This window comes from Erwinia sp. AK-PDG3-5, from assembly GCF_056821705.1.
This window is the reverse complement of the sequence record NZ_CM165967.1, coordinates 1,975,896-1,997,266: the sequence shown is the minus strand read 5'-3', so window position 1 is coordinate 1,997,266 and position 21,371 is coordinate 1,975,896. Positions and strand designations below refer to the sequence as shown.

Genomic DNA, 21,371 nt, shown 5'->3' with positions numbered 1-21,371 from the left:
AAGCAAGCGAAGACAGATGCCCCGCAGGGCATCTGCTGGCATTAACGGCTGCGGAAACGGCGCGTAAGGGGTTTTTCCAGTTCGACGATCAGGAACAGCACGGCGCCAATCGCCAGGGTAATGCCCCAGTAACGCAGCGGGAGCGCCTCAGTGCCGAACAGCAGTTGCATAAACGGCACATAGATAATCATCAGTTGCAGCAGCAATAACACGCCGCTGACCAGCCACAGACCTTTATTGGCCAACACGCTGCGACCGAGCGAGAAACCGTTGCTGACGCGGCAGTTAAGCATATAGAACCACTGCGCAGTCACCAGCGTCTGCAACAGCACGGTGCGGATAAACTCCGGGCTGTGCCCGCGTGGCTGTAGCCAGGCTTCCAGCGCGAAGGCGCTGAGCGCAATCAGCGTGCCGACAAAGGCCACGCGCCAGATGGCAAAGCCGTCCATCACATGCTGCGTCGGGTTGCGCGGCGGACGTTGCATCACGTTGCGCTCGGCGGCTTCAAACGCCAGGGCGAACGAGAGCGTGGCGGAGGTCGCCATATTCATCCACAGAATCAGCACCGGGGTTAACGGCACGATATTGCCCGCCAGCAGCGCAATAACGATCAGCAAGCCTTGCGCCAGGTTGGTCGGCATAATAAACAGGATGGTTTTCTTCAGGTTGTCATACACCCGACGTCCTTCCTGCACAGCGCCGGCAATGGTGGCAAAGTTGTCATCGGTCAGCACCATATCGGCAGCTTCTTTGGTCACTTCGGTGCCTTTGATGCCCATGGCAATACCAACATCCGCCTGCTTCAACGCCGGGGCATCGTTAACCCCATCGCCGGTCATGCCCACGATTTCGCCTTTGTCCTGCAGGGCTTTGACCAGCCGCAACTTATGCTCCGGGCTGGTGCGGGCGAAGATATCGTAACTGACCGCCGCTTCGCGCAGTTCCGCATCATTCATTGCCTCCAGATCGTGGCCGGTCAGCGCACGGTCACTGTTGGCCATGCCCAGCATTTGCGCAATATTCATCGCCGTTTGCGGATGATCGCCGGTGATCATTTTGACGCGCACGCCCGCCTGCTGACAGGTACGGATGGCATAGATAGCTTCCGGCCGCGGGGGATCCATCATGCCGGCGATGCCGAGGAAAATTAATCCCCCCTGCAGCGCATCATGATCGAGCTGGGTCAGGTCGTCAGGTGCCGGCATCCACGCCGCTGCCACCATCCGCAGTCCCTGTCTGGCATAGTGGGTGATTTTCTCTTCCCAGTAAGCCTGGTCAAAGGCGCAGAGGCCCTGAGCGCTTTGCTGCTGGCGGGCCAGTGCGAACAACACATCCGGCGCGCCGGTGACCAGGATCTTCTTGCGATCGCCGACCTGATGATGGGTCGCCATATATTTGTACTGGGAGTCGAAGGGGACCTTCCCTTTCAGTTCGACGTGAATCGCCGGTAAGCCGGATTTGGCCGCCAGCACCTTAAGTGCCCCTTCCGTTGGGCCGCCGGTGACGGTCCAGTGTCCCTGTTCATCCTTGATCAGCTGGCTGTCATTACAGAGGTCGATGGTGCGCAGATAGTCTTCAAGCACCGAACCGGGCGCGATATTCAGCGGCGTTGATTCCCCTTCAAGGGAAATATTGCCCACCGGCTCATAGCTGTCGCCTTCAACCTGATAACAGGCATCGGCGGTGATCACCGCTTTAACGGTCATTTCATTCATCGTCAGCGTGCCGGTTTTATCCGAACAGACCACGGTCATTGCGCCAAGCGTTTCGACAATTGGTAATTTGCGAATAATGGCGTGTTTCCGCGCCATGGTTTGAATACCCAATGACAGAATAATCGAAATGATTGCCGGTAAGCCTTCAGGCACGGCGGCAACCGCCAGGCTAATTAAAGACAGCAGTAATTCGTCGAGGGGAATATCCCGCCATAACAGGCTGAAAATAAATAACGCCACCATCATTAACAGAATAATGACGAATATCGCTTTGCCGAGTTTATCAATCTGAACCAGCAACGGCGTACGGTGTTTTTCAATACCGGAAATCATCTGGTTAATATGGCCCAACTCGGTGTCGCCACCGGTGGCAATCACCACGCCGCTGCCGCTACCGGCACTCAGCGTGGTGCCGGAGAACAGCAGATTGGTGCGATCGCCCAATGCCAGTTCACCGCTCAGCGGCTCAGCGGTTTTCGATACCGAGACCGATTCGCCGGTGAGGATCGCTTCCTCAACCCGCAGGTTATGCGCCTCGATCACCCGCAGGTCAGCCGGAATGCGGTCACCCGCGCGCAGGATGACGATATCGCCAGGCACCAAATCGCGCGTGGGCTGGGTGCTGTGCTGGCCTTCACGCACCACCACGGCTTCGCTGGCGAGCATATTGCTGATGCTTTTGAGGGATTTCTCGGCGTTGTTTTCCTGGATATGGCCAATCAGCGCGTTGATTACCGCCACACCCAGGATGACAAGCGTGTCGACCCAGTGCCCCATCACCGCAGTCAGTAATGCGGCTGCCAGCAGGATATAGATCAGCACATCATTGAAGTGAGCGAGGAAGCGCAGCCATGCCGGCTTGCCTTTCGTTTGCGGTAAGGCATTCGGACCATACTGACGCTGACGGGCGTTAATCTCCGCCTGACTCAGGCCGCTGCGCGACGATTGTTGACGTTGTAAGCCCTGTTCTGCTGAGAGCTGATAATAAGGAATATCTGCCGCAGGCGTGGGAGGAAAGTTTTTATTTTCCGTAGCGAGTTTAGTCAAAATATAACTCCATCAAAGAGTAGAATTCAAAATTTACGATTTGAATTATCTTAATGGAATAGTGATGAAGGCGACTTGATCCGTCGCAATATTTGCCAGAGATGTTATTGCGATACTATTGAGCGAGATTATTTCAGCAATCTGTTTAATGTTCGTTTAGTTTAACTTCAAATAAAGGTGTCTGATGAACGGAATTTACAGCGGTAAACGTATTTTTTCTTATGTGGTCTTGGCCATTGTTATTGTTGTCATTATTGGCTTAAGCACCTTTACATTTGTCAGCTATATGGGGTGAATAAATCACCCCTATATTGGCTTTATTATTTTTCAGCAAATAGTTCTGCCGCGTGATTATCCCAGCTGAGGAAACTGCCCCAACTGGCGGAATAAGCTAAACCAGTCTTCAAGGTGCCAGGTGTGGGTGATGCGTCCGGCGGACAGATGATGAAACTCAAAGATCGGGAAACTCACTTGCTTGCCAGTCGGCGGAATGCCCATAAAATTGCCAAGATGGGTGCCGGTGATTTCTGCGCGCACGCCAACGCGGCCGGGCGTCTGCATCACCTCATGGACATGAATATGCACATCCGGCATTGCCGCGATAAACCCGCGAATAATCGGCTTCAGGCCTGCGGCGCCAGGCCCCTGGCCTGGTGCCAGCGGGATGTCCTGCCAGTCGTCGCTGACAACGCGATCCAGTAAATCCGGATCCTTATCGTTAAACGCGCGGTAGATCGTTTCAACAGCGCGACGTTCTGTTAATCCCAGTTCTGTTTCGGCATGGCTCATGGATGGCTCCTGTGGTGTAGATGATTGCCTGAGGATAAAGCGCCCGCTATTATCAATCCAACAAATAACCGATATAGATGACTATACGATTTATGGATTTTCATGGCATCGATCTGAATCTGCTGGTGGCGTTTAATGCGCTGAGTGAAGAACGCAATGTCACCCGCGCGGCCAGCCGTGTAGGCGTCAGCCAGCCGGCGATGAGCGCGGCCCTCGCCCGCTTGCGCACGGTGTTTGGCGATCCGCTGTTCCAACGCAGTGCCGACGGTTTGCAACCAACCGCCCGGGCAAGAGAACTGGCGGAACCGATTGGCAATGCCCTGCAACAGCTGGAAGTGACGCTGATCGCCAGACCGGCTTTCGATCCCAGCACGGTGAATCAGACTTTCCGGCTCGGCATGTCTGAGTATCCGGCCTATGTGCTGCTGCCTTTACTGAGTCAGGCGCTGGAGCAGCAGGCACCGGGGATCCGGCTGACGGTGCTGAACTTCGATCACCGCGACCGGGCGATCGATCTGCTGGATGCGGGGAAAATTGATGCGGCGATTGGCGTGCCGACCGGTCAGCAGAACAACCGCATTCTTTCGCAGCCGCTGCTGGAGGACGAGTTTGTCACGTTGCTGCGGCACGACCATCCGCTGGCCCGCCACGAGATGGATATGGCGACGTTTCTTCAGCTGAAGCATGTGCTGGTTTCGCCGGAAGGTGATGGCTATGGCCTGGTGGATCAGGTGTTGGCGCAGCAGGGATTACAGCGCATCCGCGCGCTAACGCTGCCGCAGATGTTTGCGGCACCCGCGCTGGTCGCCGCGACGGATATGGTGACCACGGTAATGAAGCGCGTCGCGCAGCATGCGTCGGCCACCGGGCAATTACGCATGTTCCCGCCGCCAGTGACCTTGCCGGTGGTGCCGTTCGACCTGATGTGGCATCGCCGTAACGCCGGATCTTCCGCACAGACGTGGCTCAGAGCGCTGATCGTCTCGCTGGCGGCCCCCCTTTAGCGGCGCTCAGGCCGCACGGCCCTTCTCAAGCTGCTCCTGGTATAACGCCGCCAGCACATCGGAGGCGGTCACCAGCCCGACCAGCTTGCCGGCCGGGTCGATCACCAGTGAACACTGCATGCTCTGCAGCGTGAACGGCAACACCTGTTGCTCAACGGCATCATCCGGCGCACAGCGCGGGAAAGCGGTGCACATCACCTGTGAGACGGGATGCGAGGCCAGATCGTCCGGCCATCTCTCCGCATCCGCCAGTAAATCCCGCGAGGTGACGATCCCCAACAGCTCACCCGCTTTCGACACCACCGGCAGAACATCGATGCGATGCTGCCGCAGCAGGCTGCCCGCCTCGTGACAGGAGGCATCCGGCTCGATGGTCCACAGCTCCCGGGTCATAAAATCGGCGCAGCGCAGCCCACCAAAATGCCGGCGATGCGCGCGCTGCTCAGCCTGAGACAAAATCGCCTGCAGGTCACCCTCATCGATATCCACGTACTCGCCCCGCTCCGCCAGCACCGCATGCAAATCCTCACGACTGACGCCAATCCGCTGCGCAGGCCTGACCGGTGTGTTATCGGCGGCGTTGACCGGTGCAGCGTGAGGATAGCGTCGACGCAGCGCATTGTTGAACACCAGCGCCACGGCGGTCAGTAACAGCGAATTCACCAGCACCGGCACGAGGACAAATTCCCAGCCAAGATGGCTAATCGCCGGTCCGCCAAAAACGGCGGTCAGCGCCACGGCGCCACTCGGCGGATGCAGGCAGCGTAAAGAGAACATCAGGGCGATGGTCAGGCCAACGGCGATCCCGCCCGCCAGACCGCTATGCCCTATCCATTGCGCACAGGCAACACCGATCACCGAGGCCAGCAGATGACCGCCAATGATTGACCAGGGTTGCGCTAAAGGACTGGCCGGTACGCCAAACAACAGCACCGCAGACGCGCCCATCGGCGCAATAAACCACGGGTTGGCTTCGCCAAGCATCAGATGGGACAACTGAAAGGTGGCGGTCAGCGCAACGGCGGCACCGATGGCGGCAGCCAGACGTTCTTTCAGGGAAGGCACGGCCGCCTGAGGCCAAAAGGTGCGGGCCCAGCTCATTAGGGGGAAGATTAGCTTCATCAAAATAGGGGGGAAGTGTCCGGAATAAAATAAGGCTAGCATTTTAGCTAGCCATGATAACGATAGCCAGATAAATGGCGTTTAACACAGAGAATGCCCGGTCGGCGAATCTTTTTAAACCGGCAAGGCGGTGAGCTGATGCTCGCTGCCCTCCCTACTGAGAGAGCAACAAGAGCCTTATGCGCCGAGGCGAAGGATCGCGGTGGCATTTCCCCAGGCAACCGCATTACGCTCCTGCTCGCTAATTTTGGCGGTTTTAAGCCAGTTCACCGCAATTTCGGTGCTTTCAAACGGGTAATCGATAGAGAACATCACATTTTCACCGCCCATTGAATCCAGCGCACACCGGAGCGCGGCATCATTACAGACGCCCGAGGTGGTGATGGTGATGTTCTTTTTGGCATACCAGGAAGGCGGATGCTCGATCGCAAACTTCTGATTGGCAATCTGATAGCGGCTATCCAGACGCCACAGCTGAATGGGTAACGTTTCGCCCATATGGCCCAATATCACCCGCGCGCCAGGGTAACGGTCAAAGGTGCCGCTGAAAATCAGCCTCAACGCGTGGGAACAGGTTTCTACCGCCCAGCTCCACACCGGCCCCCACATCTCAGGATGACCTGCAAACATATGCGGGTAGTCGGGTGGGTTGCCAGGGTGAATATAAATCGGCACGTTCAGCGCTTCTACGCGCTCCCAGAACACGTCATAGCGGCGGTCATCCAGATACAATCCGTCCGTCTCGCCGTTGATCATGCCACCCTGCATATGAAGCCGTTTTACGCAGCGCTCCAGTTCATTCGCCGCCGCAAACGGATCCTGCATCGCCAGGTGGGCAAAGCCGCCGTAACGACGGGGATTCTTTTGCATCTCGGTGGCCAGTTTGTCATTGGCATAACGGGCCAGTCGTACCGCCTTCACTTTGTCAGGCTCGGCCTGAACGCCAGGACCAGATAAAGACAGCACGGCAAAATCCACGCCATTTTTATCCATAATTTCCAGCCTGCCCTTGCCAAAATCAGACAACGGGGTGACCACTTTATCCACCAGCCCATTGCGCAGGTTCTGCTGAGTTTCATGCAGGTAGCCAACGAACTCAGGCAACATGAAATGCTCTTCAAGAGCAATGATGCGCCGGGGAGGTTGAACGGCGACAGGTTCGACAGCCGCCGCTGAGGCAAACTGGCTGCTTCCTGCAAATACGGTGCTTCCCGCCACCACGGCGGTGGCATTCTTAAGAAAATCACGACGATTGGTCATATCAGGGCTCCGGCCACAATTTGGAAACGAATATCGTTTCCAAATTAAGATAACCGTAAAGCGGCCTGAAATCGTCTGGCACGACGTTGCAAAACGTAATCAGTTGAAAGCGCGTGTTAACGACGGATGGGAGGCCAGCAGCATGGGGCGGAAATCTTGCAGGACCTGTGCAATGCGCGGCTGAGGGTTATACGCCGGAACCGGCGGCAGGATCCCTAGCGAAATATCACGCAGCAGCGGCGTCACGATCAGCGACTGGAGATAGACCGCAGAATTCTCTGGCCAGACCGGGTTCAGCAACCCCGCCGCCCTCACCGCGTTCAGCCAACCGTCGAGCACGCTGCCAGCGGTATCAAAACCATTGGCCCGGTACAGTTTGAGGTACTCCGCTTTTTTCTTTAAATCGCCCTGAAGAACCTGATAGATCACCACGGATTCCAGAGAGAGCACCCGCTGCATCAGGGTGATGAAAAAGGCTTCCAGCAAGGCGATAACCTCCTGCTCAGTCGCAGGTAAAGCCGGTGCCACAACCTCACTGGTGGAGGTCCATTTCGCAATCATGCCTTCGACGATGGCGTCTTTGTTGCTGAAAAATTTATAGATGGTTTTTTTAGCCAGACCGCCTCGTTTGGCGATCTCATCAATGGTAAGACTGGCCATATCCCGTTCAACAATGAGGATGAAGGCGGTATTGAGTACCTTGTCACGCACGTCACTTTCCGGCGCGGAGGGCCTGCCTCGGGTCTGGTTATCAGTCATTATCGGGTCACTCTGGCTTCCGGTTTGCGGTAATTTAGTCATTCCCCGAATGCATGTAAAGGACAGGCCGCCCAATCACTCCAAAGCGCTCATCGCTTCGCTTACATCCTCGCTATACTATTGAGAACGGTGCGGTAAGCGTGCCGGGGAAACTCAATGAGGTGAAGGTTTGATTAAATACAGCGTGCTCTATCCGACTACTGAAAACGGCCACTTTGATCATGACTATTATCGCGACGTGCATCTGCCGTTAATCAAAGCGCGGATGGGCGACTATCTGGTCTCGTACAGTATCGACAAAATTCTCTCTGCCCCTGACGGCACGCCGGCCCCTTACGTCGCCGCCTGCCATCTGATCTGCCATTCTGCCGAAGCGTTGCAGAAAGGTATGGCCGGTCATGTGGATGAGATTGTCGGTGATGTCGATAACTTCACCAACATCACATCGGTGAAGTGGATTGCGGAAGTGGTGGTATAACCCCCCAACAGGCATAAAAAAACCGGCTCAACGGCCGGTTTTAACACGCACTGCCAGATTACAGCAGTTTTTTCTCGGCCAGATCCAGCGCGAAGTAGCTGAAGATCAGATCGGCACCGGCGCGCTTAATGGCACCGAGACTTTCCAGCACCACATCACGCTCGCTGATTGCGCCAGCCTGCGCGGCAAACTTGATCATCGCGTACTCACCGCTCACCTGATAGGCCGCCAGCGGCAGTTCGGTGTGGTCGCGGACGTCACGGATGATATCCAGATAGGCGCCGGCAGGTTTGACCATCAGCGCATCGGCACCTTCGGCCTGGTCGATTAACGACTCACGCAGTGCTTCGCGGCGGTTCATCGGGTTCATCTGATAAGTTTTACGGTCGCCCTTCAGCGAGGTGCCTGCCGCTTCACGGAACGGGCCGTAGAACGAGGAGGCAAACTTGGTCGAGTAGGACATGATGGCGGTGTCAGTGAAACCGGCGGCATCCAGCGCGTGACGAATGGCGGCAACCTGGCCATCCATTGCCGCGGAAGGGGCGATAAAATCCGCACCCGCATGGGCCGCCGCAACGGCCTGTTTGCCGAGGTTAATCAGCGTGGCGTCGTTATCCACGCCATGGTCGTGCAGCACACCGCAGTGACCGTGGGTGGTGTACTCACAGAAGCAGGTATCGGACATCACGATCATTTCCGGCACGGTCTCTTTGCAGATACGCGACATGCGCGAAACCAGACCGTTTTCCTGCCATGAGTCACTGCCATCCGCGTCGGTATGATGCGAAATACCAAAGGTCATCACCGAACGGATACCGGCCTTAGCAATACGTTCAATTTCATAAGCCAGACGCTTTTCAGGAATGCGCATGACGCCCGGCATCGCCTGTATGGCTTTATAGTCATCAAGATCTTCTTCAACGAAAATAGGCAAGGCCAAATCGTTGATACTCAGTGAAGTTTCCTGGAACATGGCGCGAAGAGACGGGGTCTGGCGCAGACGTCTTGGACGTTGATTAGGCGTATAACTGGACAAAACAACCTCGGTTTAGCGGGGGATCGCCGATGATAAAATATCGTCAGCGAGAAAAAATGAGTCTGCTAACAGTATACCTCTGAACGCCTGCTGACAACGTTTGCAGCGGCGCGCGGCACAGAATGCGTAATTTTATCGTCCATACTTAACGGCTCAACACAAAAAGGAGAAGCAATGGGATTTCTTGGCTGGACCGCCGCTACGGGTGGATTATTACTGTTAATGACGCTGGCATCGGGCTGGATCAAACGCGGCCCGATCACCGCATTTGCGTTATATCTCGCCGTGGGCATTGCCTGCGGCCCCTGGGTGCTCGGCTTGATATCGATTGATATTGCGGCCCATGCCGATCTGGCAAAAAATCTCACTGAGATCGCCATGGCCGCGTCGCTGTTTATTACCGGGCTGAAGCTCAGGCTGCCGCTAAAAAGTCAGGGCTGGCGGATTGGGCTGCGGCTGGCGTTTCCCGGGATGCTGCTGACGGTGCTGGGTGTCACCGTGGTGGCGCACTACCTGGCGGATCTCTCCTGGGCGCTGTCGCTGGCCTTTGGCGCGATCGTCGCACCGACCGATCCGGTGCTGGCCAGCCTGATTTCGGTTAACGATGCCCGGGATAGCGACAACCTGCGGGTTTCCCTCTCCAGCGAAGCCGGGATGAACGACGGTACCGCCCTGCCGCTGCTGATGCTGGCGGTGATGCTGTTGACCACCCAGGGCGAGTTATCGCTACCAGACTTCACGCATTGGGCACTGGTCGACGTGCTGTGGGCGATTGTTGGCGGGCTGGGGATCGGCTTTATACTCGGCCGGTTTGTCGGTCAGTACATCACCCATTTGCGCCACAGGCATCAGGATGTCGCCCCGAATGACTTCCTGGCGCTGGCGCTGATCGCGCTCAGCTATGCCGCCGCGCAGGCGCTGGATGCTTCCGGCTTCCTCGCCGCCTTTGCCGCCGGTGTCGGACTGCGCCGCGCGGAAATGCGGGTGATTAACCGTCAACCGGCCGATGACTTTACCGACAGCGACAATCGTCCACCGGCTGAGGTGCTGGTCAATCCGCATATCCGCCACGCGCCGGGCGAAACCAACGCCGCCAGCTCGGTCGGCCTGGTGGTTGGCGATGCGCTCTCCTTTGGTGACACGGTGGAAAGGCTGTTCGCCGCCGTGATCATCATTGTGTTGGGCGTTACGCTGGCCCATCACTGGGATCCACAAGGTCTGCTGATGGCGGCGTTACTGTTTCTCGTCATCCGCCCGGCCTCGGTGTGGATCGCCACCGCCGGCATGAACGCACCGCGCAATCAGCGCCTGATTATCGGCTGGTTAGGGATTCGGGGGATTGGCAGTATTAACTACATTGCCTGGGCCTACACCCATGGCGTGGCGGGAGAGGAAGTGACCCGAATGGCCAATATGGCCTTCACGCTGATTGTCGCCAGCGTCATCGTGCATGGCGTGTCGGTAACGCCGTTGCTGAACTGGCGGCAGGCAAAAATTGCCGCCAGACAGAAAAAGGACGATTAAAAACGGCGCGGGTTAGCCTTAACCCGCGTTTTCTTTCGGTGCTTCAAATCCTCGTGGGCTCTCTTTCAGCAGATAGCTCTTGAGGATGTTATGTTTGATCATAATCCGCAGGATGCCGAGGAATACCAGAAACTCGGACAGCACCAGCGAACTTGCCGCGCCAATCGCGCCAAACTGCCAGGCCAACAGGGCACAGACCGGCACGTTAATCAGGCCAACAATAAACATCACATGCATACGCTGCTTCGCCAGTCCGTGCGGGATCAGGATTTGCAGCCCCGCCGGGTAGCTGACGTTACCGAAGATAAATCCGCACACCATCACCCTCAGTACGTTGGCCGACTCGTGGAAATCGGGTCCCAACAGCAGCTTGACGATTAAATCCGCGAAGAAGAAGGTGAACACCACAATAAACACGCTAATACCGAAGGAGAAGGTAATGCTTTTGCGGGTGGCGTGGATCACCGCATGCGGATCCTTGTGAAACAGATAGCTAACGCGCGGGAAGAAGGCGTTACCAATCTGCTCAGGCAAGGTATTGGCGGCTTTCTTCAGGCGGTCGCCGCCGTTATATAAGCCGACCATATAATTGCTGGTCATGCTGGCCAGAATTAATACGTTGACGTTGTTAAACAGGTTGGCGCCGGCAATCGCCAGAAAAACATGCAGACTGTCCTTAATGCGTTGCATGATTTCGCGCGGCTCAAAGCGGTAAAAACCAATCACCTTCATATTGACCACGAAATACAGGGTGATCACCGCGGTAATGGTGGCCGTTACGCCAGGGATCAGCGCCGCCAGCCAGGTGTCATCCGGCGTTTTCACCAGCAGAAAGGTCAACGGAATAGAACAAAACTGCCCGACGGTGGAGATCAGCGCGGTTTTCCCGAGCTTCTCAAAACCCTGCATCAACCAGCCAAAGGAGAGCAGCTGGCCATAAAGCACCGTCGAGTTCGCCAGCACAATAAAGAACAAATTATGCCACTTCGGGTTAAACCAGGTGACCAGCAGCAGGATCGCCAGCGTGGCGGTCCCCATAATCAGCTTGGCATTGAAGGTTGACCAGAACAGCTGGGTCACCTTGCCTTTGTCTTCCCGGTGCTGCGCGATATCTTTGGTGGTGTAAACGTTAAAGCCCCAGTCGGAGATGGTACTGCAGTACATGACGCAGGCCAGGCCCAGTGCCAACACCCCCATATGCTCTACACCCAAAATACGGGCCAGATAGGGCAAGGTGACTAACGGAAAAATAAAGGAGGCGCCACGCAGCCCCAACAAAGAAAAAATATTAATGATTAAACTTTTATCAAATACCTTAGCCATCAGCCCTTAACCTTTTCAAGAAACCGTCATACTGCGCAGATTCTGCCTGACTTTGATCAGATTAGAGTATAATTCCGGCTTCCTTAACAGTAGCCAGTTGGTAACAGAGCCTGGTTTCAGACTTTTCCCCAAATAGTGAATGGCGTGGGTGACATAGACAGGAACGCTGCGGTTATCGGCAAGTGCCAGGTTAATCATTAACTTGAACGAATGAATCAGATACAGCCGGCGCAATTCGGCCAGTTCCTTTTGATCGTCCACTGCCCTGAGTAATTTCTCATAGGAACAGACAAAAGCATCATAACGCTGGCGGAAAAAGCTTTCGCTCTTCACGCTGTTGGTTAAAGAGCCGCTGCGAATACGTTGCTTATAGTAAAGATTCTGACTGACAAACGCGCTGCGGGTACGCAAAAACACTTCCAGCGTAAAACAGTGGTCTTCGTGCAGACGCTTAACATATTTTAATTGGTAAGTTTCGATGACCTCTTTTTTCAAAACATAATTCCAGGTCGCCGAGGTATAGGCCCCTGAACGCAGTAAAGAGGCAAAAACGTCCTTCGGCTTCATTAAGCCAAATTCACGGTGCTCCACTTTGCCATAGGTGCGCCCGGAGTCATCATCCTCAAACATCTGCGAGTTAAAGCAAAACAGTTCCACTTCGGGATGCAGGGCAATGGCGTCGCTCAGCTCTCTGAACAGGCCGTCGCACACCACGTCATCCGGGTCACAGCAGAAGATGAACTCACCCTGCGCCATCGCAATGCCGACATCGCGTGCATTACCCAGGCCACCATTGGCAATGGTAACCACTTTGACATTGTCCAGCGCACCGTACTTTTGCTCCACCAGCGCCAGAGTATTATCGGTAGATCCATCGTTAATGATAATAAGTTCATTCGGGGAAGGAATTTGACTCAGCAATGAATCAATACATTCAACAATGTATTTCCCAACATTATACGCAGGAATAATGACTGACAACAATTTAGCTGACATAGGTCTCATCTCTTGTGAGAGTGGAATGCCTGCTAATTAACAACAATACCAAAATAAAATCAACGCAGAATGAACCCCCCTGCGCTTATTCAGATTAATACCAGGAATGACGCTTAAATATTATAAAGCATGTCATTTTTTACATTTCTAAGTTAATTCAATATGGCCTAACAATAAGATAAGCGAACCTATTTAAATTGATGTCAGATGAAAATCTTTATCCAACCACTCAGAAGGAATGATTATTTATTTCCGTAAAGGATGTTTTATTCCAAAATCTCACTACAACCAAGGTTAAACAAACCGTGATATTAGGATAATCCTCATTCGGGAAGGATAAAAATATGTGACTGACGCTCAAGGCTAATTCACCGCCACAATCGCCTCATCGTTTAAGAAAGCCATAAGGCATCAGGGGTGACAAAACATTTAAGCCAAATGCCTGTTTATTCGATTTGATGCACAGGCGAAACCTGGTTACACAAATTTTTATCGCCGATAAGACGGCAATCTCACGGTGAGAACGGCCTTTGTAACAACCCGGCAAGAATAATAAGGAATAATCCTATGTTAATAGGGGTAAAGCCGCGAGCGGGAAATATCGACACTTCCAGAACGTTAAACTGTTGGCGCCCCGCCCGGCATTTTTACGTTGGAAAGATTAACTCTTCGCTTTTACATCTTTAAGTCAAATTGCCAGGCTGCCAAAAGTTAACAGACCTCATCAGTTAATTTCTACTTCACATATAAAGGTGTGAGAAATCAGCAGAGCCGCACGTTTCAGAACCCGAAAAAAGACATAAATCAGATTTATGCTAGCCTGAAAGGAGGTCCGCCCATCGCCACAGGCTCATAAAAAAACATGAAGATATCAGACAGTTTCCGTCTCCACTTCGTTCGAGAAGTTCTTATTCCTCTGGTATTAGTGTTGATAATTACCTTTGTGGCAGCCAGTTTTACCGTCTGGTGGGCGACCGCAAAAAGCAATGATATCGCCGCTGCACAGCAGCAACAGATAATAAAAACTTCACTTTCTCAAAGCCTTGACGAAATGATTAAGCAGCACCGAAGCCTGGCGCTGTGGCAACCTCTGGGTCGGCGACTGGCCAGATCGCCACACGATACCGTCTGGCTTAATCAAAATGTCGGTGACTGGCTGTCAACGATGTTCGGCCATCAACTGGTGTATATCCTTGATGCCAACAATCAACCGGTCTATCGCTGGGAGAACGGTCGTAACGTGGCGGCGTCGCAGTTTGACCATCTGCAACAGCCTGTCACCACCTTTATACAAAAAATGAAAGTGCCCTTTGCCAGCCAGAATGGCCATCGTGAGGTTATCGACTTTACGCTGATCGATAACCGACCTGCCGTGCTGGCAATGGGCACGGTAGAAGGCGAACGTGGACAATCAACCCCATTCACGTTGGTCAGCGTAAAGTATCTCGACAGCACCTACCTGAGTTCGCTTTCTCAGCGCAGCCTGCTGCACGATCTGCGTTATACCGATGGTAAGCCGATTGCGGACGGCGCCAATTACCTGTTAACCACCCACAGCGGTCAGTCTCTCGGCCATCTCTCCTGGCAGCCCGACCGGCCTGGCACACGCATGCTGGCGGTGATCGGCCCGCTGGTCGCCATCGTGGTATTAATCATCACCGCAATCTGCGGCGTGATGATCCGCCGCCTGTGGCTCTCTTCCCTGCGGCTGTCGCAGTCGGTGCTGCAACTCGGCGCCAGCGAGGCGCAGGCACAGCATCTGGCCTTTCATGATGTCCTGACCGGTTTGCCCAACCGCGCCATGGTGGAAGAACGCCTGACACAAGCGTTAGGCAGGTTAATGCGTAACGGCGACAAGGTGGCGTTACTGTTGTTAGACCTGGACAGATTTAAGCTGATTAATGACACCTACGGCCATCACGCCGGGGATGAATTGATTATTGAAGTGGGCCACCGGGTCAGCAGCCTGGTGGGTGAAAAAAATACGGTTGGCCGGCTTGGCGGTGATGAGTTTGTGGTGATCCTTGATGCTGTCAACTCGCCGCGCGAGATTCAGACCATGTGCGAGCAAATTATTGCCGCACTCTCGCGTCCCTTTACCCTGCTCGGCAGCGATACCTGGATCGGTGTCAGTATCGGCGTGGCCATCGCGCCGGAAGATGCGGTCGATCGTTCCGAGATGATGCGCAAAGCGGATATCGCCCTGTACGAGGCCAAAAGTCAGGGGCGCGGACAGTATCGGGTGTTTGAGCGGGCGATGGATGAGTCGGTGAAGACCCGCCAACAAATCGCCGCCGATTTGCGTCTGGCGATGCAAAGCAAAAAGGATCTGGCGGTATTCTATCAGCCGCTGATGGACATTTCCGGGCAGAAGGTGGTGGCACTGGAAGCGCTGATGCGCTGGAATCATCCGGTTCATGGCGCAATCTCACCGAGCGAATTTATCCCGCTGGCCGAAGAGATGGGGCTGATTATTCAGATTGGCGAATGGGTGCTGCGGGAAGCCTGCCGCGTGTCGCTCAAGTGGCCGGATTTGACCATTGCGGTCAACGTCTCGCCGTTGCAGTTCCGCGCGCCCGGCTTTGTCGAACGCTTTAAGGCGATTGTGAAGCAGGAAAAAACCCTGGCCACGCGCATTGAGCTGGAAGTGACCGAAGGGGTGCTGATTGAAGACGAAAAAGGCGCGCAGGAGACGATGAAAAAACTACGCGAGGCCGGCTTCCGCATCGCACTGGATGATTTCGGCACCGGTTACTCCAGCCTCAATTACCTCAGCCATTACTCCGTCGATAAAATCAAAATCGACCGCTCGTTCACCCAGTCGCTTGGGGTAACGGAGAACTCGATGGCGATCATCGAATCGGTGGTGAAACTGGGCCAGGCAATGGGTCTGACGGTGACCGCAGAAGGCGTGGAAACGCAGGGACAGATGGCAGCCCTGGCAGAAGCCGGTTGTAATCAGCTGCAGGGCTACCTTTTCTCTCAGGCGGTTTCCGAAGAACACATCGTTGAATTACTGGCTCAGCGAAAAGCCAGTTAACCCTGTGGCAGCACGGTGGCCGATAAACGGGCTGCTTTACCACGTTGATTGACCAGCAGCCAGCACAGCGCGGTAAACACCCAGCCGATAATCCAGGAAATATCATTCCCCTTGAACAGGTACACCAGCGAGCCGCTGTAGAAGCCATTGGAGATAAACGGCAGCTGGATCAACACCCCCGCCACATAGGTGGCAATCCCCACCAGATTCCAACGCTTGTAGCGGCCGTCAGGATCGGACAGTGCCGGAATGTCGATATGCCCGCGGGTAATAAAGTAATAATCCATCAGGTTCATGGCGCTCCAGGGCACAAAGAACGCCAGCAGAAACAGCAGGAACTGGGTGAACGATTTGAGGAAGGACGGCGCGCTGAGCATGGCTATCGCACAGCTGATCAGCACCATACAGACAATAAAGGTAATACGTCCGGCTTTGCTGATAGTGGCGGTCTGGCGGAAACCACAGACGATGGTGGTCAGCGACATAAAGCTGCCGTAGGCATTCAAGGTGGTGAAGGTGATTTTGCCGAAGCAGATCGAAAAATAGAGCACCAGCGCCAGGGTTCCGCTCGATCCCAATCCCACGATGTAACCCACTTCATTGCCCGAGAACGCCTTTCCGGCCAGCGCGGCGGCAATCACCCCCAGCGTCATCGACAGCTGAGTGCCCAACGCGGTGCCGGCAAAAACGGCGAAGAAGGTTTTGCCGGCCGACACGTTACGCGGCAGATAGCGCGAGTAGTCGGAAACGTAGGGACAAAAGGCAATCTGCCAGGAAGACGACAGCGACATCGCCAGCAGGAAGTTGGCCAGCGAGAAGTGATTGTTGCTCAGCAGCGCGCCAATATCGTTCTCCAGCAGCAGCCGGAAGAACAGATAGATAAAGGTCAGCACGCCAACCACGCTCGCCACTTTGCCCAACCCGTGGATCAGCCGGTATCCCAGCGTGGCAACAACGATAATGATTAGCCCGAAGCCGATAATCCCGGCCCTGTCGCTGATGTTGGCCAGATGCGCCAGCGCCTGCCCGGCCAGTACCGTGCCGCTGGCCGAAAAGCCGATATACATCACGCAGACCAGCACCAGCGGGATCACAGCGCCATATACGCCAAACTGGGTGCGGCAGGTTATCATCTGCGGCAGGCCCAGCCTCGGCCCCTGCACCGCATGCAGCGCCATAATGCCGGCACCGAGTATCTGCCCCACCAGCAGCCCAATCAGCGACCAGACCACATCGCCGCCCAGCACCACGGTTAACGCACCGGTGACTATCGCGGTGATCTGTAAGTTGCCGCCAAACCACAGGGTGAACTGGCTGAAGACGTTGCCGTGACGTTCGGATTCGGGAATGTAGTCGATGCTGCGGGTCTCAATCAGTTTGCTTTCTGCACGCCCGGTGCGCGCAGAGGATACGGATGACATAACCAACTCCTTGCCTGAAAGGGAGCCGCCCGCTCATGGGAACGACATGAGGCGAGGTGGCGCGATGATGTGTACGGATTGTGATGTTTAGTCTTGTATATACAACCCTATGGCAGCGTGCCATATTTGGCTTTAGTCGGCAAGATGATGGGTCATAACAAAAACCAATGTGTGAGGGCGCGCGCGGAGGTGACGTACAGGCGTTTTTAAACGGTTGAGGTTATGGCGGGGAACAGCATAAACAGGGCCGCTCTCGCGGCCCTGTTGAGTGATGTGCTTACATCAGAAGAAGCCCAGCGGCTCAATGCTGTAGCTGACCAGCAGGTTCTTGGTTTGTTGGTAGTGATCGAGCATCATTTTATGGGTTTCACGGCCGATACCGGATTTTTTGTAACCCCCGAAAGCGGCATGCGCCGGATACAGGTGGTAACAGTTGGTCCACACGCGTCCGGCTTTAATCGCCCTGCCCACGCGATACGCGCGGTTGATGTCGCGGGTCCAGACGCCGGCACCCAGGCCATAAATGGAGTCGTTAGCAATGGCGATGGCTTCGGCCTCATCCTTAAAGGTCAGGATGCCGACCACCGGCCCGAAAATCTCTTCCTGGAACACGCGCATACTGTTGTTGCCTTTCAGCAGCGTCGGCTGAATGTAATAGCCGGTGGACAGACCGCCCTCCAGTTTTTCCACCCCGCCGCCGGTCAGCACTTCAGCGCCTTCCTGCTGAGCGATTTCCAGATAGGAGAGGATTTTGTCGAACTGCTGCTGAGACGCCTGCGCGCCAACCATGGTGTCGGTATCCATCGGATCGCCGCGCTTAATGGTTTTCACGCGTTTCAATACCGCTTCCATAAAGGGTTCGTAAATGGACTCCTGCACCAGCGCACGCGACGGACAGGTACAGACTTCGCCCTGATTCAGGAAGCCCAGCACCACGCCTTCCGCCGCTTTCTCAATAAAGGACGGCTCGGCCTGCATGATGTCTTCGAAGAAGATGTTAGGCGATTTACCGCCCAGTTCAACGGTCGATGGGATCAGGTTCTTTGCCGCCAGTTCAAGGATGTGACCACCGGTGGCGGTGGAACCGGTAAAGGCGACTTTGGCGATACGCGGATTACCCGCCAGCGCTTCGCCAGCTTCACGGCCGTACCCGTGAACCACATTTAGCACCCCTTTCGGCAGCAGGTCGGCAATCAGTTCCACAAACAGCGTAATGGACAGCGGCGTCTGTTCAGCGGGTTTCAGAATCACGCAGTTGCCAGCAGCCAGCGCGGGCGCCAGTTTCCACGCGGCCATCAGCAGCGGGAAGTTCCACGGGATAATTTGCGCCACCACGCCCAGCGGTTCGTGGAAGTGGTACGCGGCGGTGAATTCGTCAATCTCCGCAGAAGATCCTTCCTGCGCGCGAATACAGCCGGCGTAATAACGGAAATGATCCACCGCCAGCGGCAGGTCGGCGGCCAGCGTTTCGCGCACCGGTTTGCCGTTGTCCCAGGTTTCGTTAACCGCGATATATTCCAGATTCTCTTCCAGCCGGTCGGCAATTTTCAGCAACGCCAGCGAACGCGCCTGTACAGAGGTTTTGCCCCAGGCGTCGGCAGCGGCATGGGCTGCATCCAGCGCTTTTTCCACATCATCTTTATCAGAACGCGGGAACTCACCGATCACCGAACCATTGACCGGCGAGGTGTTTTCGAAATAGGCGCCGTTGACCGGCGGCACAAACTCACCGTTGATAAAGTTGCCGTAGTGAGACTTCAGGATGATCAATGAATCTGTAGTGCCCGGATATGCATAACGCATGGTGGTTTCCTCGGAGTAAATTCGCCGGAGCGATTTAACAATCAAATAACTCATCATTAACAATATTGATAAAAATGAGCATGTCAGATTGCCGAAGAGGAAACTGTGACGGGAGTGCCATCAAAGCGGGTCGGGAAGCCATCATTGTGAGGTAACGCACAACAATGGCCCGGGTGAATCAGGCCAGCTTGCTGGTCTGACGATGCTGATGCCAGAAGGTTTGCAGCAGCTGCAACGGCGTGGCCGGCTCCTGCTGATGCGCCATCAGGCTACTGATTTCACTATTCTGGCTGCTTTGCAGACAGGCGGTCATGATGGTGCCGGTAAATTCCGGGTGAAACTGTACGGAAAGCGCCTGCGGGGTGTAACGGATAATCTGACAGTCATCCTGTGCGGAAGCGGCCAGCACCTGAGCGCCCGGCGGCGGCTGCAGCACCGACTGACGATGGGACAGCCACGCGGAGAAGTGCGTCGGCAGCTGGCTCAGTAACGGATCGCTGGCGGAGCAGGCGTTCATCTCCAGCTGTTGCAGCCCCCGTTCCCAGCCGCGTGGATTATCATCCACCCGCCCGCCCAGCGCGTAAGCCATCAGCTGATGACCGTAACAGACGCCGAGCAGCGGTAAGCCCTGCTCGACCGCGCTGCGGATCCAGGCCGCGCTGCGCTCGCTCCATTCGGCGTGATCGGTCACCATTGCCCAGGAGCCGCTTAGCACGGCGGCCGCAACGGAACCGGCATCCGGCAGGGCTTCGCCCAAATCAGGGCGGATCACCACATATTCGCCCGGTTGCAGGCCCAGAGCGGCAACAAACCAGTGCTGTTGTTCACCAACGCGATCGATGACCGCGTCAGGCGGGGTTTCAAATTGAATGATGGCTAACGGAAGTGCAGAACGCATAGCGGGAAGTTATCCTTAATGATTATCAACATGCACCTGACGACAGGGATTTGAAGATCATGATGGCATGTTGACGGTCGGCTGTCTCATCACTTTTTCTGAGGGCAGTAAAACAAATTCAGCTAACGCCCGGTGCGAAATAAATTGCCTGAGCCCGCTTAATTTAGCGGCAATTCATGCCATGATAAAAAGGTGATCACACGCACAACAGGACAGTCTCGTGGCTTTGCGGCATTTTTTTCTTATTTTACTGGTAGTGACCCTTTGGGCGTTCAATAACGTGGCGATCAAATGGGGTCTGCTCGATCTTCCCCCGCTGTTTTTGACCCTGATGCGCTTTGTGGTTGTGGCGCTGATTTTGGTCCCGTTCACCCGCGTTAACCGCGCGCAGTTGCGCTATCTGGTGCCGCTGGCGTTTACCTTTGGCTTCCTGCACTTTTCACTGCTGTTTGTTGGCATGAAATACACCGATGCCGGAACCGGCGCCATTGTGGTGCAGCTCGGCACGCCGTTTGCCATGCTGCTGGCGATGGTGATCCTGAAGGAGAAACTGTCGGTGGTGCAGATGACCGGCATTGCCGTCTCCCTGACCGGCGTGGTGGTGCTGGCCGGCAGCCCGACCATTCCTTCCTGGTGGGTGCTGTGTATCTTGCTGTGCAGCGCCGCGGGCTGGGCGATCAGCAATATGCTGGTGAAAAAATCCCCGCCGATTAAGCCGCTGACCATGACCGGCTGGCTCTGTTTCCTGGCGATCCCGATTGTCGGCCTCGCCTCCTGGGTGATGGAATCCAATCAGATCGACAGCCTGATCCACTCCAGCTGGCGCGGCTGGTTTGGCATTCTGTACAGCGCGATTTTCTCTTCGATTATCGCCTACTCGCTGTGGTACTGGCTGCTGCGCAGCTACAACGTCAACCTGATCATGCCGTATTCGCTGCTGACGCCGGTGCTGGCGGTGATTATGGGCGTGGTGGTGCTGGGCGACGAGATGAATATGTTTAAAATTATCGGCGCGCTGCTGGTGGTCGCCGGCACGGCCATTGCGGTAATTAATCTGCGTAATCTGCGCATGCACGCCCGTCTGCCAAAATTCCGCCGCCTGCGCTAACGCCAGGCAAAAAGCGGGGTTCATTGCTAAGGTGATAAGCATCATCCA

At 55.2% G+C, this 21,371-nt stretch carries 16 protein-coding genes; 5 read left to right on the top strand and 11 right to left on the bottom strand.

The genetic code is table 11. From position 1 onward, the window contains the following. Positions 1-41: 41 nt before the first annotated feature. Both AC1UKS_RS09165 and AC1UKS_RS09160 read right to left on the bottom strand, forming a co-directional pair. Complete coding sequence (locus tag AC1UKS_RS09165; RefSeq protein ID WP_482436908.1) at positions 42-2,708, bottom strand: cation-transporting P-type ATPase; 2,667 nt, start codon at positions 2,706-2,708, stop codon at positions 42-44. Between the two features lie 405 nt (positions 2,709-3,113). Further along, positions 3,114-3,551 carry an ester cyclase gene (locus AC1UKS_RS09160; protein WP_482436557.1) on the bottom strand — a complete coding sequence of 146 codons (438 nt, stop codon included), beginning with the start codon at positions 3,549-3,551 and terminating at the stop codon, positions 3,114-3,116. A 77-nt stretch (positions 3,552-3,628) separates the two neighbouring features. Here AC1UKS_RS09160 and AC1UKS_RS09155 point away from each other — a divergent pair, with 77 nt between their 5' ends. Continuing rightward, the gene (locus AC1UKS_RS09155) at positions 3,629-4,555 is read left to right on the top strand and encodes a LysR family transcriptional regulator (protein ID WP_482436556.1); all 927 of its coding nucleotides are present in this window, start codon (positions 3,629-3,631) and stop codon (positions 4,553-4,555) included. A 6-nt stretch (positions 4,556-4,561) separates the two neighbouring features. Here the strand turns inward: AC1UKS_RS09155 and AC1UKS_RS09150 are convergent, their stop codons facing one another. The 3 genes from AC1UKS_RS09150 to AC1UKS_RS09140 all read right to left on the bottom strand — a co-directional run bounded on the left by AC1UKS_RS09150 (position 4,562) and on the right by AC1UKS_RS09140 (position 7,696). Continuing rightward, positions 4,562-5,620, bottom strand: a complete 1,059-nt coding sequence (locus tag AC1UKS_RS09150) for an HPP family protein (RefSeq protein ID WP_482436555.1) — start codon at positions 5,618-5,620, stop codon at positions 4,562-4,564. Between the two features lie 234 nt (positions 5,621-5,854). Further along, positions 5,855-6,937 carry an amidohydrolase family protein gene (locus AC1UKS_RS09145; protein ID WP_482436553.1) on the bottom strand — a complete coding sequence of 361 codons (1,083 nt, stop codon included), beginning with the start codon at positions 6,935-6,937 and terminating at the stop codon, positions 5,855-5,857. A gap of 99 nt (positions 6,938-7,036) precedes the next feature. Then, entirely contained in the window at positions 7,037-7,696 is a 660-nt protein-coding gene (locus AC1UKS_RS09140) for a TetR/AcrR family transcriptional regulator (protein ID WP_482436551.1), read from the bottom strand. A gap of 169 nt (positions 7,697-7,865) precedes the next feature. Between AC1UKS_RS09140 and AC1UKS_RS09135 the strand changes: the two genes are divergently transcribed. Next, the gene (locus tag AC1UKS_RS09135) at positions 7,866-8,174 is read left to right on the top strand and encodes an EthD family reductase (RefSeq protein WP_134824360.1); all 309 of its coding nucleotides are present in this window, start codon (positions 7,866-7,868) and stop codon (positions 8,172-8,174) included. Between the two features lie 58 nt (positions 8,175-8,232). Here the strand turns inward: AC1UKS_RS09135 and hemB are convergent, their stop codons facing one another. After that, on the bottom strand, positions 8,233-9,210 hold the full coding sequence (hemB, locus tag AC1UKS_RS09130) for a porphobilinogen synthase (protein WP_482436549.1): 978 nt from the start codon (positions 9,208-9,210) through the stop codon (positions 8,233-8,235). 174 nt (positions 9,211-9,384) lie between these two features. Here hemB and AC1UKS_RS09125 point away from each other — a divergent pair, with 174 nt between their 5' ends. Continuing rightward, positions 9,385-10,734 carry a cation:proton antiporter gene (locus AC1UKS_RS09125; RefSeq protein ID WP_482436548.1) on the top strand — a complete coding sequence of 450 codons (1,350 nt, stop codon included), beginning with the start codon at positions 9,385-9,387 and terminating at the stop codon, positions 10,732-10,734. An 18-nt stretch (positions 10,735-10,752) separates the two neighbouring features. Here AC1UKS_RS09125 and AC1UKS_RS09120 read toward each other — a convergent pair whose 3' ends face one another. Further along, a complete protein-coding gene (locus AC1UKS_RS09120; RefSeq protein WP_105759893.1) occupies positions 10,753-12,057 on the bottom strand; it encodes a flippase in 1,305 nt (434 codons plus the stop codon). A gap of 15 nt (positions 12,058-12,072) precedes the next feature. Continuing rightward, positions 12,073-13,053, bottom strand: coding sequence for a glycosyltransferase family 2 protein (locus tag AC1UKS_RS09115; protein ID WP_482436545.1), 981 nt, complete (start codon positions 13,051-13,053; stop codon positions 12,073-12,075). 925 nt (positions 13,054-13,978) lie between these two features. Here AC1UKS_RS09115 and AC1UKS_RS09110 point away from each other — a divergent pair. Beyond that, positions 13,979-16,093 carry a bifunctional diguanylate cyclase/phosphodiesterase gene (locus AC1UKS_RS09110; protein WP_482436543.1) on the top strand — a complete coding sequence of 705 codons (2,115 nt, stop codon included), beginning with the start codon at positions 13,979-13,981 and terminating at the stop codon, positions 16,091-16,093. Here AC1UKS_RS09110 and AC1UKS_RS09105 read toward each other — a convergent pair. The 3 genes from AC1UKS_RS09105 to AC1UKS_RS09095 form a co-directional block, all read right to left on the bottom strand. Next, positions 16,090-17,514, bottom strand: coding sequence for a purine-cytosine permease family protein (locus AC1UKS_RS09105; protein WP_265910775.1), 1,425 nt, complete (start codon positions 17,512-17,514; stop codon positions 16,090-16,092). The two genes, AC1UKS_RS09110 and AC1UKS_RS09105, sit on opposite strands and share 4 nt — an antisense overlap. 282 nt (positions 17,515-17,796) lie before the next feature. Then, positions 17,797-19,317 carry an acetaldehyde dehydrogenase ExaC gene (exaC, locus tag AC1UKS_RS09100; RefSeq protein WP_482436540.1) on the bottom strand — a complete coding sequence of 507 codons (1,521 nt, stop codon included), beginning with the start codon at positions 19,315-19,317 and terminating at the stop codon, positions 17,797-17,799. Between the two features lie 178 nt (positions 19,318-19,495). Further along, on the bottom strand, positions 19,496-20,215 hold the full coding sequence (locus AC1UKS_RS09095; protein WP_265910777.1) for a glutamine amidotransferase: 720 nt from the start codon (positions 20,213-20,215) through the stop codon (positions 19,496-19,498). A 220-nt stretch (positions 20,216-20,435) separates the two neighbouring features. Here AC1UKS_RS09095 and AC1UKS_RS09090 point away from each other — a divergent pair, with 220 nt between their 5' ends. After that, the gene (locus tag AC1UKS_RS09090) at positions 20,436-21,323 is read left to right on the top strand and encodes a DMT family transporter (RefSeq protein ID WP_013202632.1); all 888 of its coding nucleotides are present in this window, start codon (positions 20,436-20,438) and stop codon (positions 21,321-21,323) included. Positions 21,324-21,371 lie beyond the last annotated feature (48 nt).

Coding starts and splice junctions, on each gene's coding strand:
- AC1UKS_RS09140 (WP_482436551.1), bottom strand. CDS start 7,696: ATGACTGATAACCAGACCCGAGGCAGGCCCTCCGCGCCGGAAAGTGAC.
- AC1UKS_RS09160 (WP_482436557.1), bottom strand. CDS start 3,551: ATGAGCCATGCCGAAACAGAACTGGGATTAACAGAACGTCGCGCTGTT.
- AC1UKS_RS09125 (WP_482436548.1), top strand. CDS start 9,385: ATGGGATTTCTTGGCTGGACCGCCGCTACGGGTGGATTATTACTGTTA.
- AC1UKS_RS09155 (WP_482436556.1), top strand. CDS start 3,629: ATGACTATACGATTTATGGATTTTCATGGCATCGATCTGAATCTGCTG.
- AC1UKS_RS09095 (WP_265910777.1), bottom strand. CDS start 20,215: ATGCGTTCTGCACTTCCGTTAGCCATCATTCAATTTGAAACCCCGCCT.
- AC1UKS_RS09115 (WP_482436545.1), bottom strand. CDS start 13,053: ATGTCAGCTAAATTGTTGTCAGTCATTATTCCTGCGTATAATGTTGGG.
- exaC (WP_482436540.1), bottom strand. CDS start 19,317: ATGCGTTATGCATATCCGGGCACTACAGATTCATTGATCATCCTGAAG.
- AC1UKS_RS09120 (WP_105759893.1), bottom strand. CDS start 12,057: ATGGCTAAGGTATTTGATAAAAGTTTAATCATTAATATTTTTTCTTTG.
- AC1UKS_RS09105 (WP_265910775.1), bottom strand. CDS start 17,514: ATGTCATCCGTATCCTCTGCGCGCACCGGGCGTGCAGAAAGCAAACTG.
- AC1UKS_RS09145 (WP_482436553.1), bottom strand. CDS start 6,937: ATGACCAATCGTCGTGATTTTCTTAAGAATGCCACCGCCGTGGTGGCG.